The organism is Actinomyces massiliensis 4401292, from assembly GCF_000269805.1.
In the GTDB taxonomy this organism is placed as follows: domain Bacteria; phylum Actinomycetota; class Actinomycetes; order Actinomycetales; family Actinomycetaceae; genus Actinomyces; species Actinomyces massiliensis.
The window spans coordinates 1,963,268-1,978,101 of record NZ_JH711481.1 but is presented as its reverse complement, the minus strand read 5'-3'; the positions used below and the strand labels follow the sequence as shown (position 1 = coordinate 1,978,101).

Annotated in this window: 14 protein-coding genes; all 14 read right to left on the bottom strand. The window is 67.2% G+C overall.

Going from position 1 to position 14,834, the window contains the following annotated elements; all coding sequences use genetic code 11:
• Positions 1-310 precede the first annotated feature (310 nt).
• On the bottom strand, positions 311-1,582 hold the full coding sequence (tyrS, locus tag W5W_RS0108435; RefSeq protein ID WP_008730989.1) for a tyrosine--tRNA ligase: 1,272 nt from the start codon (positions 1,580-1,582) through the stop codon (positions 311-313).
• Between the two features lie 197 nt (positions 1,583-1,779).
• Positions 1,780-2,487: a base excision DNA repair protein gene (locus tag W5W_RS0108430; protein ID WP_238533292.1), complete on the bottom strand. Its 708-nt coding sequence runs from the start codon at positions 2,485-2,487 to the stop codon at positions 1,780-1,782.
• A gap of 14 nt (positions 2,488-2,501) precedes the next feature.
• Positions 2,502-3,116, bottom strand: coding sequence for a class I SAM-dependent methyltransferase (locus W5W_RS0108425; RefSeq protein ID WP_008730992.1), 615 nt, complete (start codon positions 3,114-3,116; stop codon positions 2,502-2,504).
• Positions 3,117-3,156: 40 nt separating this feature from the next.
• Positions 3,157-3,630 (bottom strand): MarR family winged helix-turn-helix transcriptional regulator, encoded by a 474-nt coding sequence (locus W5W_RS0108420; protein WP_008730994.1) that lies wholly within the window; start codon positions 3,628-3,630, stop codon positions 3,157-3,159.
• Positions 3,627-4,055, bottom strand: a complete 429-nt coding sequence (locus W5W_RS0108415) for a hypothetical protein (protein ID WP_008730991.1) — start codon at positions 4,053-4,055, stop codon at positions 3,627-3,629. The genes W5W_RS0108420 and W5W_RS0108415 overlap by 4 nt, the downstream gene beginning before the upstream one ends.
• A gap of 162 nt (positions 4,056-4,217) precedes the next feature.
• Positions 4,218-4,889, bottom strand: a complete 672-nt coding sequence (locus W5W_RS0108410) for a DNA-3-methyladenine glycosylase (protein ID WP_029574188.1) — start codon at positions 4,887-4,889, stop codon at positions 4,218-4,220.
• Between the two features lie 17 nt (positions 4,890-4,906).
• Positions 4,907-6,415: an argininosuccinate lyase gene (gene argH, locus W5W_RS0108405; RefSeq protein ID WP_008729461.1), complete on the bottom strand. Its 1,509-nt coding sequence runs from the start codon at positions 6,413-6,415 to the stop codon at positions 4,907-4,909.
• Positions 6,416-6,567: 152 nt separating this feature from the next.
• On the bottom strand, positions 6,568-7,917 hold the full coding sequence (locus W5W_RS0108400) for an O-antigen ligase family protein (protein ID WP_008729459.1): 1,350 nt from the start codon (positions 7,915-7,917) through the stop codon (positions 6,568-6,570).
• A 453-nt stretch (positions 7,918-8,370) separates the two neighbouring features.
• Entirely contained in the window at positions 8,371-9,594 is a 1,224-nt protein-coding gene (locus tag W5W_RS0108395; protein WP_008729463.1) for an argininosuccinate synthase, read from the bottom strand.
• A gap of 74 nt (positions 9,595-9,668) precedes the next feature.
• Positions 9,669-10,259, bottom strand: coding sequence for an arginine repressor (locus W5W_RS0108390; RefSeq protein ID WP_017195088.1), 591 nt, complete (start codon positions 10,257-10,259; stop codon positions 9,669-9,671).
• Complete coding sequence (locus tag W5W_RS0108385) at positions 10,256-11,515, bottom strand: acetylornithine transaminase (protein WP_008729457.1); 1,260 nt, start codon at positions 11,513-11,515, stop codon at positions 10,256-10,258. The genes W5W_RS0108390 and W5W_RS0108385 overlap by 4 nt, the downstream gene beginning before the upstream one ends.
• The gene (gene argB, locus W5W_RS0108380; RefSeq protein WP_008729468.1) at positions 11,512-12,462 is read right to left on the bottom strand and encodes an acetylglutamate kinase; all 951 of its coding nucleotides are present in this window, start codon (positions 12,460-12,462) and stop codon (positions 11,512-11,514) included. The genes W5W_RS0108385 and argB overlap by 4 nt, the downstream gene beginning before the upstream one ends.
• Positions 12,459-13,655, bottom strand: coding sequence for a bifunctional glutamate N-acetyltransferase/amino-acid acetyltransferase ArgJ (gene argJ, locus W5W_RS0108375; protein WP_008729455.1), 1,197 nt, complete (start codon positions 13,653-13,655; stop codon positions 12,459-12,461). Before argJ ends, argB begins: the two co-directional genes overlap by 4 nt.
• The gene (gene argC, locus W5W_RS0108370; protein ID WP_029574186.1) at positions 13,652-14,770 is read right to left on the bottom strand and encodes an N-acetyl-gamma-glutamyl-phosphate reductase; all 1,119 of its coding nucleotides are present in this window, start codon (positions 14,768-14,770) and stop codon (positions 13,652-13,654) included. The genes argJ and argC overlap by 4 nt, the downstream gene beginning before the upstream one ends.
• Positions 14,771-14,834: the final 64 nt, after the last annotated feature.

The following is a 14,834-nucleotide window of genomic DNA, read 5'->3' as shown; positions in this document are numbered from 1 at the left end:
ACAAAAGAAGCGATCCCGTCCGCTTCGGCAGGACCGCTTCTCCTCGGAAGCACTCGAGAAATTTTAGCGAGCCTCACCCCCCAAGGTCAAACCCAAGATCCGTGATCCCGATCTCTCCCTGATGACGGTTCTTCGACATCGGTCTCCCAGGACATGTCCCCGTCATCATCCCCTCGCCCCCGGATCTCCAGGCAGGAGGAAGACGTACGCGGGCGGAGCTCACCCAACCATGCGAGCCCCGCGGTAGAGCACCTGCCATCACCGAGCGACCCGTGAACCCACTCATGATCTGACAGGATCCGCGCTGCAATCAGTGCTGCTGCGCCTGCCGCGCCACCGCGAGGTTGCGGCGGCCCTTGCGCACGAGGACGACTCCCCCGGCGAGCAGCTGCTCGGCCACCACCGGCGCATCCTCGTCGACGACCTTGACATTGTTGAGGTAGGCGCCTCCGCCGGCCACCGTCTTGCGTGCCGCGCTGCGCCCCCTGTCCAGGCCCGCGGACACGAGTAGATCCACTATCGTCGTCTCCCCTACGACGAGCTTTGCCGCGGGCAAGTCGGCGGTCGCCGCAGCCAGCGTCGCTTCATCGAGTTCCCGAAGCTGGCCGCGCCCCCACAGCGCCTCCGTCGCGGCCTGAGCGCTACGAACGGCCTCAGCGCCGTGAACCCAGGTCGTCACCTCACACGCCAGGACCTTCTGCGCTTCGCGAGCCTTCGGGTTCTGGGCTGTGGCGATCTCAAGACGCTCGATCTCCTCACGATCCAGAAAGGTGAAGACCTTCAAGAAGCGCACCACGTCGACGTCGTCGGTCTGCAGCCAGAACTGATAGAAGGCGTAGGGCGAGAGCATCTCGGGATTGAGCCAGACGGCACCGCCCTCAGTCTTGCCGAACTTGGTGCCGTCGGCCTTAGTGATCAAGGGGTTGGTCATGACGTGCACCGTCTTGCCCTCGACCTTGTGGATCAGATCCATGCCCCCGACGAGGTTGCCCCACTGATCATTGCCGCCGATCTCGAGCGTGCAGCCGAAGCGGCGATACAGCTCGAGGTAATCGTTCGCCTGAAGGATCTGGTAGCTGAACTCCGTGAAGGAGATGCCCTCCTCGCTGGCCAAGCGCCGGGCCACGATGTCCTTGGAGAGCATCGTGCCCATCCGGAAATGCTTGCCGATATCGCGGAGGAAGTCGATGGCGCTCAGCTCACCGGTCCAGTCAAGGTTATTGACGATGCGGGCAGGATTCTCACCTTCGAACTCGAGAAGGCGCTCCAGCTGAGCCCTCAGACCTGCGGCCCAGTCGGCGACGACCTCCTTGGTGTTGAGGGTGCGCTCGCCCTTGGTCCGCGGATCGCCAATGAGGCCGGTGGCGCCTCCCACCAGCGCCAACGGGTGGTGCCCCGCCATCTGCAGGTGGCGCATCACCTTGACGGCGACCAGATGGCCGTGGTGAAGGCTCGGAGCAGTCGGGTCGAAGCCGCAATAGAAGGTGAGCTCGCCATCGGCCAGCGCGGTGCGAAGCGCGTCGATGTCAGTGTGCTGAGCAATGAGTCCCCGCCACTGCAGCTCATCCAGGATGTCGGTCACTGTCCTGCTTACCTTCCTCGGTTCCTTCCAGCGCCACGCGCGGAGCCGGATGTTCCCCGGCGGCGATAGTGTGCCATGCCGCAGCAGTTGAGCCCGGAGCGTTCCGCTCCGTGAGGAGAACAACGGTCTCATCCGCCCGGACGACGGGCACTGCTCTGCAACTTGTCTGCAACCTGGCAACTCAGTCCAGAGGAATCTTACGCAGTCTTCACGACGGAAATACCGATCGTGGGCCCGTAGAGCTCCCAACCGCCCGCGGCGCGGGCGCGCTGACCAGCCAGGATGATGAGCCCGTGGAAGTCCTTGAGCTCGGCGGCGTCGAATCCGCCCGCGTGGGCCGCAGCCTCATGGGCGCAGCGGGCATCCTCGTATCGGCGGCCCACCTCGTAACCGGCTTGGCGCAGCAGCCTGCGCCCGTAGGCGTCGAAGATGAAGCGGGGGCGGTCGTAGGCCATGAGGGCGACGACGTCCGCGGTCTCGGGGCCGAAGCCGGGCAGCGCCAGCAGGGCCTCGCGCAGGGCGGCGTCGTCCAGGCCCGGGGCAGCCGCTCCGGCGGGGTCGAGTGCCCAGGAGGCGTAGGCGCGCAGGGCGCGGGCCTTGGATGTCATGAACCCGCAAGGCCGGATGAGGGCGATCAGTTCGGCCTCGTCGAGGGCGAGCAGGCGGGCCGGGTCGAAGGAAGTGGCCCGCCGCAGGTCCTCAAGGGTGCGCTGGACATTGCCCCAGGCGGTGTTCTGCACCAGGACGGCGCCACAGGCGTACTCCATGGCGGACTCGGCAGACCACATCTCGACCTCGCCGAACTCATCCTTCAGCAGCTCGTAGAGGTCCCGCAGCGGGATCGGGTCGGCAGGCCCGCGGCCGCCCATAGGGCTCCCCCCGCTCGCACGGCTCGCCCTGCTCACATCGTTCATCCTGTTCACGCCGCCTCCCGGGGCCTGTCCCACACCAGTGAATAGCGGTAGTAGAAGCGCCGTCTCAGCCGGGCGCCGGGCAGGATCCGAGAGGCCGCGGCTCGGATCTCCCCCAGCGATTCGCGCGCCCGGGTGGTCACAACGCCGATATCGCGCGTCTCATGATGCACTGCTCCCATCACCCGAACCGGCAGAACGCACAGCCCGGACACGATCCAGTCCCATGGACTCTTGTCGGCGGCCAGACCGACGACGATGAGCCGTCCGCCGGGAGCGACCAGTGCGCCCAGAGCGGCCAGGCCCTCCTCAAGTGGAAGGTGGTGGAGCACGGCGACGCAGGTGACGGTCTCGAAGGCGCCCAGGCGCCCTGGAAGATCCGGCTCCGTGATGTCGCGGGCAAGGACCCTCGCGTTCGGCAGGCCTTCCAGGCGGTGCTTTGCTCGGGCGAGTGCCTGCTCATCAGTGTCGATCCCGATGACTTCACGGCACGCGCCTGCCAGGCGCGCGCACAGGAGCCCCTCGCCGCATCCGACGTCGAGCGCCCGTCCACCGCGCCGCCCCGCGTCCCGGACGATCGCTGGGTGGAAGGCGGTGTTGTGGTTCCAGTAGTCGGCAGTCACTGCGGCAGTCTATGGATCTCAAGGCCGCCACGAGCAGGTATCACTCACCAGCTGAGGAATGCTCCTGCTTGCCGCCGCGATGCGCATCGGATCCGGAGGACTCCTTGATCAGAGCGTCGCGCAGCCGGGGTCTCGAGGAGAAGTACGCCTCGTCGACTGCCTCGACAGCGCTCAGTGCCTGGTCGCCCATCTCCCGGCCTGCTGCCGTTGTACTGACGATCCGGGCACGTGCATCCCCAGGGGGCTGCTGACGGGAGACGTACCCCGCCGCTTCCAGCCTACGCAGCACCTGGCTGGCGGTTTTGACGTCCATGCCTGCTTGGGCGGCGATCATGACCTGAGTACCCGCCCCGCCATGGGTCTCGAGCCACCATGCGCAGGCGAGCAGCACGAACTGCGAGTGCGTGAGTCCCAAGGGGTCCAGCGCAGCCGCCACGTCGCGTTGCCAGGCCAAGGTGCTTCGCCACAGGAGGAGGCCGGGGCTGGACTCCGGCCCCTGGAAGCGCGTTCTCACATAGTGACCTTAGCAGCCCGCACAAGTGCCTCTGCCGTCTGAGGGAAATCCGCAGCGATCTGGGAGCCGATGCCGGGGCCGATCTCATCAGCCCGAGGACCGTCAATATCCAGGCGAATGATGACGGCGTTTCCCTCACCCCCAGGACCGGCAGAGACGAATGAGTGCGTGAAGGTCAACTCCACGCCCCCGTACTCAGCACGGTCGGCCTGGACATGGGGCGGCTCCCACCGAGTGACGACGATGTCGATGCCCTCCTGGCCCGCCGGCGTCATCACGATGCGCGCACCGACTCCAAGAGGCTCTTGCGGCTCGTACCGATCCCCTCCAGGCAGCTCGAGTTCACCTGCGAGCACTCGAGTCCAGACGCTCCACAGAGCATCCACTGGGACATCGGCCTCATGGCGGTATTCAGTCGTCCACATCTCTACTGCCTTTCGTTGGAGGATCAACACATCCGTAGATGGTCTGTGCAGAGATTATCTGCGCGCACACTATTAGTCAAGCGCGGCCCTCGTATGCAGTGCGGACCCACTCATGCTCCGGCCCATCTCAGCACCGGCAGCGCTCTTCACGCCGAACCGCGATCAGCGCTCAGCGCGTCCAGCGCGCCGCCGAGGAACAGCCGGTTTGTAGGGCGAGACGGTGGGCTCATCCTCGAGCCAGAACCGCCAGGGGTAGGCCTCGCCGTCGCCGCCGGGGCCGGCCACCCCGGTGCGCGGACCCGTGCGGATGCGCGCCGCTTCGGGGTTCAGGCCCGGCTCCGGCAGAGCGAGGCTGACGCGCGACCCGGGCCCGCCCAGAGCGGTGCCGTCGTCGGACCGGTCCAGCCCCAGCGCCGCGCACAGACGGGCCGGCCCACGGGCCAGGTCGCGGTCGTTCCGCGCGGCGGGCCGACGACGGCGGGCCAGCTCGACTCCGGCCACCACCTCGCCCCCGCGCATCAGGACGGCGCGGGAAAGGCCCTCGGGGCCGGTGACGACGTTGACGCAGTGGTGCATGCCGTAGGTGAAATAGACGTAGATGATGCCGCCCGCCTCGAACATGGAGGCATTGCGGGCCGTACGACCCCGGAAGGCGTGCGAGCCGGGGTCGGCCTCACCACGGTAGGCCTCCACCTCGGTCAGGCGCACCGAGACGGTCCCCTCAGGCGACGTGGTCGTCACGATGGCCCCCAGGAGGGCCGGGGCGGCCTGAAGGCTGTCGCGGGCAAGCACCTCTGCCACGTCCGGGGTGAGACCGGATCCTCCACCGGCCATGTCCCTGCCGCCGGGCATCAGGCCTGCTCCGGTGCGTCGTCCTCCTCGGGCTGCGGCCCGCTGGGGCCGTCGAGGAGGGACCCCTCCCAGGCAAAGACCCGCAACTCGGCGCTACGGGCGATGGCCCGAGTCAGTTGCTCCAGGACGCGCACGGGCGCGGTGCCGCCGTGGCCGGTGCGGGCGGCCACGGAGCCCTCGGCGGAGAGCACCTCGCGCACGCCAGGAGTCAAGCGGGCATTGATGGCAGCGAAGTCCTCGTCGCTCAGGTCCCACAGCTCGATGCCGCGCTCCTCGCAGGCGCGCACGCAGGCTCCGGAGATCTCGTGGGCCTGCCGGAAGGGGACGCCGCCCCGTACCAGCCACTCGGCCACGTCGGTGGCCAGGGAGAAGCCCTGGGGAGCCAGGGATGCCATGCGACCGTAGTCCAGGGCCATGGTGTCCACCATGCCGGCGACGGCGGGCAGGAGTACGGCGAGGGTGTCGACGGCGTCGAAGACCGGCTCCTTGTCCTCCTGGAGGTCGCGGTCGTAGGCCAGGGGCAGGGCCTTGAGAGTGGCCAGCAGGCCCGTCAGGTCCCCGATGAGGCGGCCGGCCTTGCCGCGGGCGAGCTCGGCCACGTCCGGGTTCTTCTTCTGGGGCATGATCGAGGAACCGGTGGAGTAGGAGTCGTCCAGGGTGACGAATCCGAACTCCTTGGTGTTCCAGATGATGATCTCCTCGCTCAGGCGGGAGACGTCCACAGCGGTCATCGCCAGGATGAAGCTGAACTCCGCCACCGCATCGCGCGAGGCCGTGCCGTCGATGGAGTTCTCCACGGCGGCCGAGAAGCCGAGGTCGGCGGCCACGGCGTCGGGGTCCAGGCCCAGAGTGCTGCCCGCCAGGGCGCCGGACCCGTACGGGGAGACGGCGGCGCGGGCGTCGAAGTCCTCCAGGCGCTCCACATCGCGCATGAGCGGCCAGGCGTGGGCGAGCAGCTGGTGGGCCACCAGGACCGGTTGGGCGTGCTGCAGGTGGGTGCGGCCGGGCATGACGGCCTCGCCCGCGGCGGCGGCCTGGTTGATGAGCGCGTCGACCACGTCCAGGACGAGCCCGGCGATGTGGCGCGCCTGGTCGCGCAGGTACATGCGGATGAGAGTCGCGATCTGGTCGTTGCGGCTGCGGCCCGCGCGCAGGCGGCCGCCCAGGTCCTCCCCGGCGCGCTCCATGAGCCCGCGCTCCAGAGCCGTGTGAACATCTTCGTCAGCAGGAGTCGGGGCGAAGACGCCGGTGACGACATCCTCCTCGAGACGGTCCAAAGCCCCGATCATGCCGTCCAGCTGAGCATCGTCGAGCAGACCCGCACCGCGCAGGGCCCGAGCGTGGGCACGCGAACCGGCGATGTCATAGCGGGCGAGGCGCCAGTCGAAGTGGGTGGAGACGGACAGCGCCGCCAGCGCATCGGCAGGCCCACCGGTGAAGCGTCCGCCCCACAGGCTGATCCCGGCTCCGGCACCGGTGGACTCGTACTGGTTCTGCTCACTGGTCATGGTCCCATCATGACGCATCGGCGCGCGGGCCGGAGAACGCTCTTCCGGTGTTCACGCACCATCCTCGGGGCGCCACCGCATCGCATGCCGCTTGCCGATGTCCCGTCCCGTCCCCTTGCGGGGAACATGGGCAAAAAGCCATCCCCTCTTGCTCAGCGTGCTCGGGACACGCTCTCCTCGAGCGCCCAGGGATCATTGTGCTCGCGCTCGATGATCTCGTGCAGTCCGAGCCAGGTGCCCAGGGCGCACACGGTGACCCAGTTGCCTTCGGACAGCAGACGCGACTCCGTCATGGACTGCACGACCATGGCGGTCATGAGCAGGGCGGGCAGGAGCACTGAGGCGTCGGAGTCCAGATAGTGCACGGCCAGCCTGAACGAGCGGAAGGTGAGCGTCAGCACGAGGACCACGATCAGTGCGGCGCCCACGACGCCAGTCTGGAAAAGGGCCTCGATATAGGCGTTGTGGGCACTGAGCGTCGGTGTGCCGTCTGGACGGATGACGAGCGTGCCGAACATGGGGATCCACGGCACCCAGTACATGATCCAGCCCCAGCCGAGGAACGTGTGCTGCTCCCACAGGGCGAGCACCTTCATCCAGATCTCCCACCGACCGGTCATATCGGAACTGCGCCCGAGCAAGGCGGTCAGTTGCGAGTGCCAGCCGATCGCAACAGCGACTAACGCCACGCCCAGAGTAGAGGCCACAACGATCACAGTGGTCCGCAAAGCAATGGGAACGTGGCGCAGCAGCCATAGGAACAACATGACGACCAGGCTCACAACTGCCGCAACGATGACGGTGGCCGAACCGGTCAGGAAGAGAGTCAGGACGGATAGCGCAGACCACACGATGAAGTTCGGCAATCTCAGCCGGTTGTCCCTCCAACGCACGGCCACGCAGATCAAAGTGAGCAGGGCGATGAATGCCAGCGGATTCCGGTTGCCGACAATGCCCTGGATGGGCCCGCCCCGGAAGATGTTGCCCTCGACCCAGATATAGGAGGGAGGAACTTCGGTCCAGTCCCTCATATAAGCGGGAATCAGCGGATGCTGCAGAACGAGCGCCACATAGAGCTCGAGCAGGAAGCTGAGCACCAGGGTCGCCTCGAGGGCACGGCTGAGCGCATCGGTCAATTGACGCAGGGACAGGCCGCAGGCCAGTAGAACGCCTGAGGCGGTGGTGGCCAGCATGAGCAGCCCGGCAAGGATGGTCTCACGCGGGTAATGGGACCATATAACGCTCAGCATGCACAGGACGGTGTAAGCGCTGGCTATTGGGGGCAGCGCCCGCCATGGCACTCGATGACCTTCACGCACGAAAACGGCGAAGAGCATGAGGCCGCTGATCGCGGCGATGACGCCGAATGCCCACCAGCCGACAAGATTGCGCAGCCCTTGACCCGAGAATGTGACAATGAAGCCCCACGTGCCCAGCGCGGGCATGAGGCTGCGCCGTGCGCCGACGACGGCGGCTCCGGAACGAGCCTCGACTATTGGCACGTGGGAATCCTCTCATGTGATCAGATCGCCGGCGCCGCAGGGCGGTGTCCGGGCATGAAGCCCGGCGGCGGTCCATATTGCTGCACGCATCGTAAGCAGAATGAAGGAACACCGCTGACCAACAGAGCCTCACGGCGTGGCTCAGGCCCGGGGAGATCTCCCCGGGCCTGAACGCATGCAGCATATGAATCTCGGCTCCTTCAGCCTCATCGGACTCTTCAGAAGCTCGGGGAAAGGGAGCCGGTCTCTACCGAACCGACAGGCGCCCTGCCCATCCGGTCGCTCGGATTCCTCGAACGGCCATCAGCAAATCATCAGCTGTCCATCAGGTATGGCGGCCGGCGATGTCCTTGATGAACCAGGCAGTGGTTCATCAAGGACATCGCAATCAGCACCGTGATCCCGCCAGCGATCCAGCGACGACCTCAATGATCTCAATGCGCGGCATAAGCCTCAGAAGCCAGTGCCCTGGCCCATGCGCACATCGCGGGCGGCCGCGAGCTTGGACTGCATACCGTAGATCTCGATGAACCCGCGGGAGGAGGACTGGTCGAAGGAGTCGCCGGTGTCGTAGGTGGCCAGTTCGAAATCGTACAGACTCGACTCGGAGCGCCGGCCGTTGACTGTGGCACGACCACCATGCAGCACCATGCGGATATCACCGGAAACGTATTTCTGCGTGTCCTCGATAAAGGCATCCATGGACTGCTTGAGCGGGGAGTACCACTGGGCCTCGTAAACCAGGTCGCTCCACACCTGCTCCATCTGCCGCTTGTAGCGACGTTGGAGGCGCTCCAGGGTCACCGCCTCCAATGCCCGGTGCGCCTCAATGAGGGCGACAGCCCCAGGAGCCTCATAGATCTCACGGGATTTAATACCGACCAGCCGATCCTCGACCGTGTCGATACGCCCCACGCCCTGAGCGCCCGCCCGACGGTTCATCTCCTGGACGGCCTCCAGCGGAGTCACGCTCTTCCCATCGATCGCCACCGGGATACCGCCCTCAAAGGTGAGAATGACCTCGTCCGGCAGCGGCGGGTAGGTGGGATCGTCGGTGTAAACGTAGACATCCTTAGTCGGCGCATTCCACAGGTCCTCCAGGAACCCGGTTTCTATAGCGCGACCCCACACATTCTGATCAATCGAGAAAGGGTTGTGCTTAGTGGTCTCGATGGGCAGATCGTGCTTCTCGGCGTATTCGATGGCGACATCGCGAGTCAGGGCCAGGTCGCGCACCGGAGAGATGCAGTCCATGTCGGGAGCCATAGAGGTGATGGCGACCTCGAAGCGGACTTGATCATTGCCCTTGCCGGTGCAGCCATGGGCGACAGTAGTGGCGCCGAACTCGCGAGCAGCCTTCACCAAATGCTTGGCGATGACAGGACGCGACAGGGCCGAGACCAGCGGATAGGTGTTCTCGTACAGGGCGTTGGCCTTGAGCGCGGGCATGCAGAAGTCTTCGGCGAATTCTTCACGCGCATCGGCCACATATGCCTCAACCGCGCCGCAGTCCAGCGCACGTCGGCGAATAACGTCAAGATCCTCTCCACCCTGGCCGACATCGACGGCGACTGTAACGACCTCTCTGCCCGTCTGCTCGCCGATCCAGCCGATGGCCACGGAGGTATCGAGCCCTCCTGAATAGGCGAGGACAACGCGGTCCTTGTGAACACTCATGTGTCTTCTCTTTTCTGGGTGGTGCTGCTCTGCCGCAGCAGCGTGCGGGACTGGGAGAGGAAGGCGGTCGCGGCTCAGCGCCGGGCGCCAGGATCCGCCAGGGACAGCAGATGTGCGGCCAAGCCACTGGCCACATCCTCAGAACGCGCGACGACCAGAACGGTGTCATCACCGGCGATGCAGCCCAGGACGCCGGGGAGCATGGCGTCATCGACAGCGCCCGCCAACATCTGGGCGGCTCCAGCAGGTGTGCGCAGGACCAGTTGACTGCCGGACCATTCAGCTGTGACCAGCAGGTCCGCGCACCAGCGCGCCAGGCGAGGGGTTGTGTGCTCGGCCATGGAGCCGTTCTCAGGAACGGCAGCCCCACCGGGGCGAAGCTGGCCGGGTGCGCCCGCCTCGGGAATCGCATAGACCTGAACGCCACCGGGACCGCGCACTTTGGTGGCGCGCAGCTCGACAAGATCGCGCGAGAGCGTCGCCTGGGTGGTCGACACGCCGTGGTCGGCCAGGGCACGCCGCAGCTCGGCCTGCGATCGAATGCGCTCCTTGGCCAGGATCTGAGCGATAAGACCGTGGCGAGCCGTCTTGGTCGCCGGCGCCGATGCAGGCGATTCAGCGGCACTGCCGTCGTCGACCACGGGAGAGGCCTGCAGCCGGCTCATGAGGAGCCGTCCCGAAGGCGCGATATCAGGACCTCCGTCAACGTCGTCGTGAAGGCGTCGGCATCGGCGTCGGACAGGACGAAAGGAGGCGCCAGTCTCAGGGTGTCCGGGCGGGGAGCATTGACGATGAAGCCCCGCCGGGCGAGATCATCGGCAACCTGAGAGGCCGGCCCGACGCCGTCGATCAGGCCGATACCGCGCAGCAGGCCGCGCCCGCGAACCTCGGTGACGCCCTCCAGCGCCCCCAACGCAGCCGCCCAGCGATCGCCGAGAGTACTCACTCGTTGGAGCAGCCCCTGTTCGCGAATGGTGTCGATGACGGCCAGCGCAGCCGCTGCAGCAACAGGGTTGCCGCCAAAGGTGGTGCCGTGCTGGCCGGGACCGAGAAGCTCGGCCGCCCGCCCGGTGGCAATGGTCGCCCCTATGGGCACGCCTCCGCCCAGTCCCTTGGCCAGGGTCACGACATCCGGTGTCACGTCCGGGGCGAGTGCATGGTGGGCCATCCAGGCGCCGGTGCGCCCCATACCGGTCTGAACCTCGTCGATCATGAGCAGGGCGCCGGCGGCCGAGGTGAGTTCACGGGCCGCTTCGAGATAACCGGCCGGAAGCTCCTGCACACCCGCCTCGCCTTGGATCGGCTCAACGATCAGTGCGGCGACATCGGGACCGAGAACGGTCCGCAGAGCCTCGACATCCCCGGCGGGGATGAACTCCACGCCGCCGGGCAGCGGCTCGAAGGGGCTGCGATAGGCCTCCTTGTGCGTCAGCGCCAGGGCGCCCATGGTGCGCCCATGGAAGGCGTTCTCCAGGGCGAGGATCCGCGGCCTGCCCGCACCGCCATGGAGACGGGCGATCTTGAAGGCGGCCTCGTTGGCCTCGGTGCCGGAGTTGGCGAGGAACGCTTTGGAGACGCCCGGACCGGCGGCGGGGAACGCGAGGCCATCAAGCTCCTCCGCCAGGCGCACCTGGGCCGGCGAGGTGAAGAAGTTGGAGATATGGCCCAGCGTCGAGATCTGCTCGGTGACCGCCGCCACGATTGCGGGGTGGGCGTGCCCCAGGCAGTTCACGGCGATGCCGGCGAGCAGGTCGATGTACTCGGCGCCATCGGCATCCCACACATGGGCACCCTGGCCGCGCACGAGAACGCGCCCCGGAGTGCCGAAGGTGTTCATGACGGTATTCGCGTAGCGCTGCAGCCATTCCTGATTGACGCTGGCCTCGTGGGAGGCAGCGGTGTCAGCGGACGAGGGGGTCATAGATTCCTGCCTCCGTTCAACGGTGGGATCGGGGCGTCCCCGGGGTGAATAACAGTGCCGACTCCCTCATCGGTGACGATCTCCAGGAGCATGCTGTGAGCCTGGCGGCCATCGACCACGTGGGCCTGCCCCACTCCCCCGCGTACGGCCCGCAAGCAGGCCTCCATCTTCGGGATCATCCCGGTCTCCAGAGAGGGCAGGAGCCCTTCGAGGGCGTCGGCGCTGATGAAGGGCACCAGCGAGCCGCGATCCGGCCAGGCGGAATAGAGCCCCTCGACATCGGTGAGCATGAGCAGCGTCCGCGCCTTGAGGGCCACGGCGATGGCCGCGGCCGCGGTATCGGCATTGACGTTCAGGACGGTGACCGAATCCGTCACCAGGGGCGCCACCGAGGAGATGACGGGGATCCGCCCCTGGTCGAGCAGGTCGATGATGGGCTCGGGGCGCACGTCGACGACATCGCCCACCAGCCCGACGTCCACGCTGTGGCCGTCCACGGTGGCCAGACGCTGGCGGGCCCGCAGCAGGCCACCGTCCTCCCCGCTGATGCCCACCGCGGCGGTGCCGTCGATGTTGAGCAGGGAAACCAGCTCGCGCTGGACGGAACCGGTGAGGACCATGCGGACCACATCCATGACCTCGGGAGTGGTCACCCGCAGGCCGCCGCGGAACTCCGAATCGATGCCCAGTCGCTTCAGCATCGTGTTGATCTGGGGACCGCCGCCGTGGACGACCACGGGTCTGACGCCGACCTGGTGCAGGAAGAGGATGTCCTGTGCGAAGGCCCGTTTGAGATCCTCATCGACCATGGCGTTACCGCCGTACTTGATGACCATGGTGGCGCCCTTGTAGGAGCGCAGCCAGGGTACGGCCTCAAGAAGGACGGAGGCCTTGATCTCCGGGGAGAGCTCGGGGGCCGAGCCGGCGCCCGCGTGTGCGTGTGTCATGTCGTGTAGTCCCCGTTGATGGTGACGTATCCGTGGGTGAGGTCATTGGTCCACACGGTGGCGCGGGCGTCACCGGCGGACAGGTCGATGTCGATCCGGGTCTCGCGGGGACTCATGTCCACCAGGTCGCGACTGTCCCCCAGGCCTCCGTGGCGGAAGATGGTGACGCCGTTGATGGTGACATCGACTTTCTCCGGGTCGAAGGGGCAGGTCTCCTCCGGGACGGTTCCCAGCTGGGAAAGAACGCGCCCCCAATTGGCGTCCCCGCCGGCGACAGCGCATTTCAGAAGGTTCGATGTGGAAACCGTGCGGGCCGCCGCCTCGGCGGCGGCCTCGCTGACCGCCCCGCTCACGGTGATGGCGATGTCATGGGTGGCGCCCTCGGCGTCGGCGACCAGGCGGCGACCGAGTCGGGCGAGGATCTCGGCAACGGCGGCGTCGAAGGCCTCGGGTCCAGGAGCAACGCCGGAGGCCCCCGAGGCCAGGAGGAGGACGGTGTCGTTGGTGGACATGCAGCCGTCGGAGTTGATGCGGTTGACCGTACGCCCCGCAGCCGCCGACAGGGAGCGCTCGGCGGCGCTCGGTTCGACGCTGGCGTCGGTGGTGAGAACGCACAGCATGGTGGCCATGCCGGGAGCGAGCATGCCCACGCCCTTGATCATCCCGCCGATCGTCCAGGTGCCGTCAGCGCCGGCGACCGTGACCGCGTCCTCCTTGGAGACGGTGTCGGTGGTCATGATCGCGGCCGCGGCGTCATGACCTGCCCGCTCGGAGGAGGCCAGCGCCTCCGCCGCGATCCCGGCACCCTCCAGAAGAGTCGGCATGTCGATCGGCACACCGATCACACCGGTGGAGCAGACCAGGACGTCCCCGGAGTCGATGCCGCCCAGAAGACCCGCAACGTGCTTGGCCGTGTCGGCGGTGTCGTCCGCCCCCCGCGTCCCGGTGCAGGCATTGGCCGAGCCGGAGTTGAGAACGACAGCGCGGGCCGCCCCGCGGCGCCCTTGCTCCCCGGCGATCACGCCGCGGGACCAGACGACGGGTGCGGCGGTGAATCGGTTGGTGGTGAAGACTCCTGCGGCCACATCCAACGGGCCGTCGTTGACCACCAGAGCCAGGTCGGGACTGCCGGAGGGCTTGAGCCCGGCCACTACTCCAGCCGCCCGGAATCCCTTGGCAGCGGTCACGCTCATGGGGCTACCCCTTCCATGATGACGCCCGTGGTCTCAGGAAGCCCCAGGGCGAGGTTGAGAGACTGCACGGCCGCACTGGCGGTCCCCTTACCGAGGTTGTCGATGGCGCACACCATGGTGGCCACGCCAGCGGCGCGGTCGTAGGCGACCTGCACGGCGGCCAGTCCGGAGCCGAGAACGGCCCCGGTGGTGGGCCAGGTCCCCTCGTCAAGGAGGCGGACTACCCGCTCCCCCTCGTCTGCGGAGCCGTAACACGTCTGCCAGGCGCTGCGAAGGGCCTCGTCCGGGTGCTCGGAGTCCAGGACGACGTCAGTGACCGGAGCGGTGACCGTGGCCAGTATGCCCCGGCTCATGGGCACCAGGATCGGGGTGAAGGACAGTCGTACTCCCCCGGAGTCCGCACCCGCCAGGTGCAGATTCTGGATGATCTCGGGAATATGGCGATGAGTGCCGCCCACGGCGTAGGGCTGGGCGCTGCCGAGCGCCTCGGCTGCGGTCAGATTGGGCTTGAGGGACTTGCCCGCGCCGGAGTAGCCGACCGCGAGAACGGCCGTGAGCTGGTAGGGGTCGATCAGACCGGCGGCAACGCCCGGCTGGGCAGCGAGGGTGACCGCGGTGACGTTGCATCCTGGAACGGCTATGCGACGGGCAGAGGCCAATTCACGGCGCTGGGCGGCGGCGCTGGTCTCATCCGCATGGAGGAGTTCGGGCATGCCGTACGTCCATGCTTCCGCATACGGGGTGCCGTAGAAGCGCCCCCAGGCATCGGCGTCCGTCAGACGGTGATCGGCCCCGCAGTCGATCAGGAGCGGCGGCGGCCCGCCCCAGGCGCCCTCCGTCACGGCATCCTCGATGGCCGCGGCGATCGCGCCCGAAGCCCCATGGGGCAGGGCGAAGACGACGATGTCGTGTCCGGCGAGGTGACCGGCGTCCGTGGGCTCCACGAGCCGGTCCGCCAGGGACACCAGGTGCGGATGGTGCTTTCCGAGACGGTCGCCCGCCGAGGAGTTCGCCGTGACGGCGCCGATCTCGATATCCGGATGAGTCGCAAGAAGGCGGAGAACCTCGCCCCCGGCGTACCCGGTCGCTCCAGCGACTGCTGCTGTCCACGTCATACCGATGACCATACGTCACGATGCATAGAAATACGACCCTGTGGGACTCGGCTATTCTGTAGCC

What these genes read in the sequence shown, in the direction of transcription:
- W5W_RS0108390 (WP_017195088.1), bottom strand. Translation starts at nt 10,259, where the DNA reads ATGAGCCGGCTGCAGGCCTCTCCCGTGGTCGACGACGGCAGTGCCGCT.
- W5W_RS0108385 (WP_008729457.1), bottom strand. Translation starts at nt 11,515, where the DNA reads ATGACCCCCTCGTCCGCTGACACCGCTGCCTCCCACGAGGCCAGCGTC.
- argH (WP_008729461.1), bottom strand. Translation starts at nt 6,415, where the DNA reads ATGACCAGTGAGCAGAACCAGTACGAGTCCACCGGTGCCGGAGCCGGG.
- W5W_RS0108410 (WP_029574188.1), bottom strand. Translation starts at nt 4,889, where the DNA reads ATGGCCGGTGGAGGATCCGGTCTCACCCCGGACGTGGCAGAGGTGCTT.
- W5W_RS0108415 (WP_008730991.1), bottom strand. Translation starts at nt 4,055, where the DNA reads ATGTGGACGACTGAATACCGCCATGAGGCCGATGTCCCAGTGGATGCT.
- argC (WP_029574186.1), bottom strand. Translation starts at nt 14,770, where the DNA reads ATGACGTGGACAGCAGCAGTCGCTGGAGCGACCGGGTACGCCGGGGGC.
- argJ (WP_008729455.1), bottom strand. Translation starts at nt 13,655, where the DNA reads ATGAGCGTGACCGCTGCCAAGGGATTCCGGGCGGCTGGAGTAGTGGCC.
- argB (WP_008729468.1), bottom strand. Translation starts at nt 12,462, where the DNA reads ATGACACACGCACACGCGGGCGCCGGCTCGGCCCCCGAGCTCTCCCCG.
- W5W_RS0108395 (WP_008729463.1), bottom strand. Translation starts at nt 9,594, where the DNA reads ATGAGTGTTCACAAGGACCGCGTTGTCCTCGCCTATTCAGGAGGGCTC.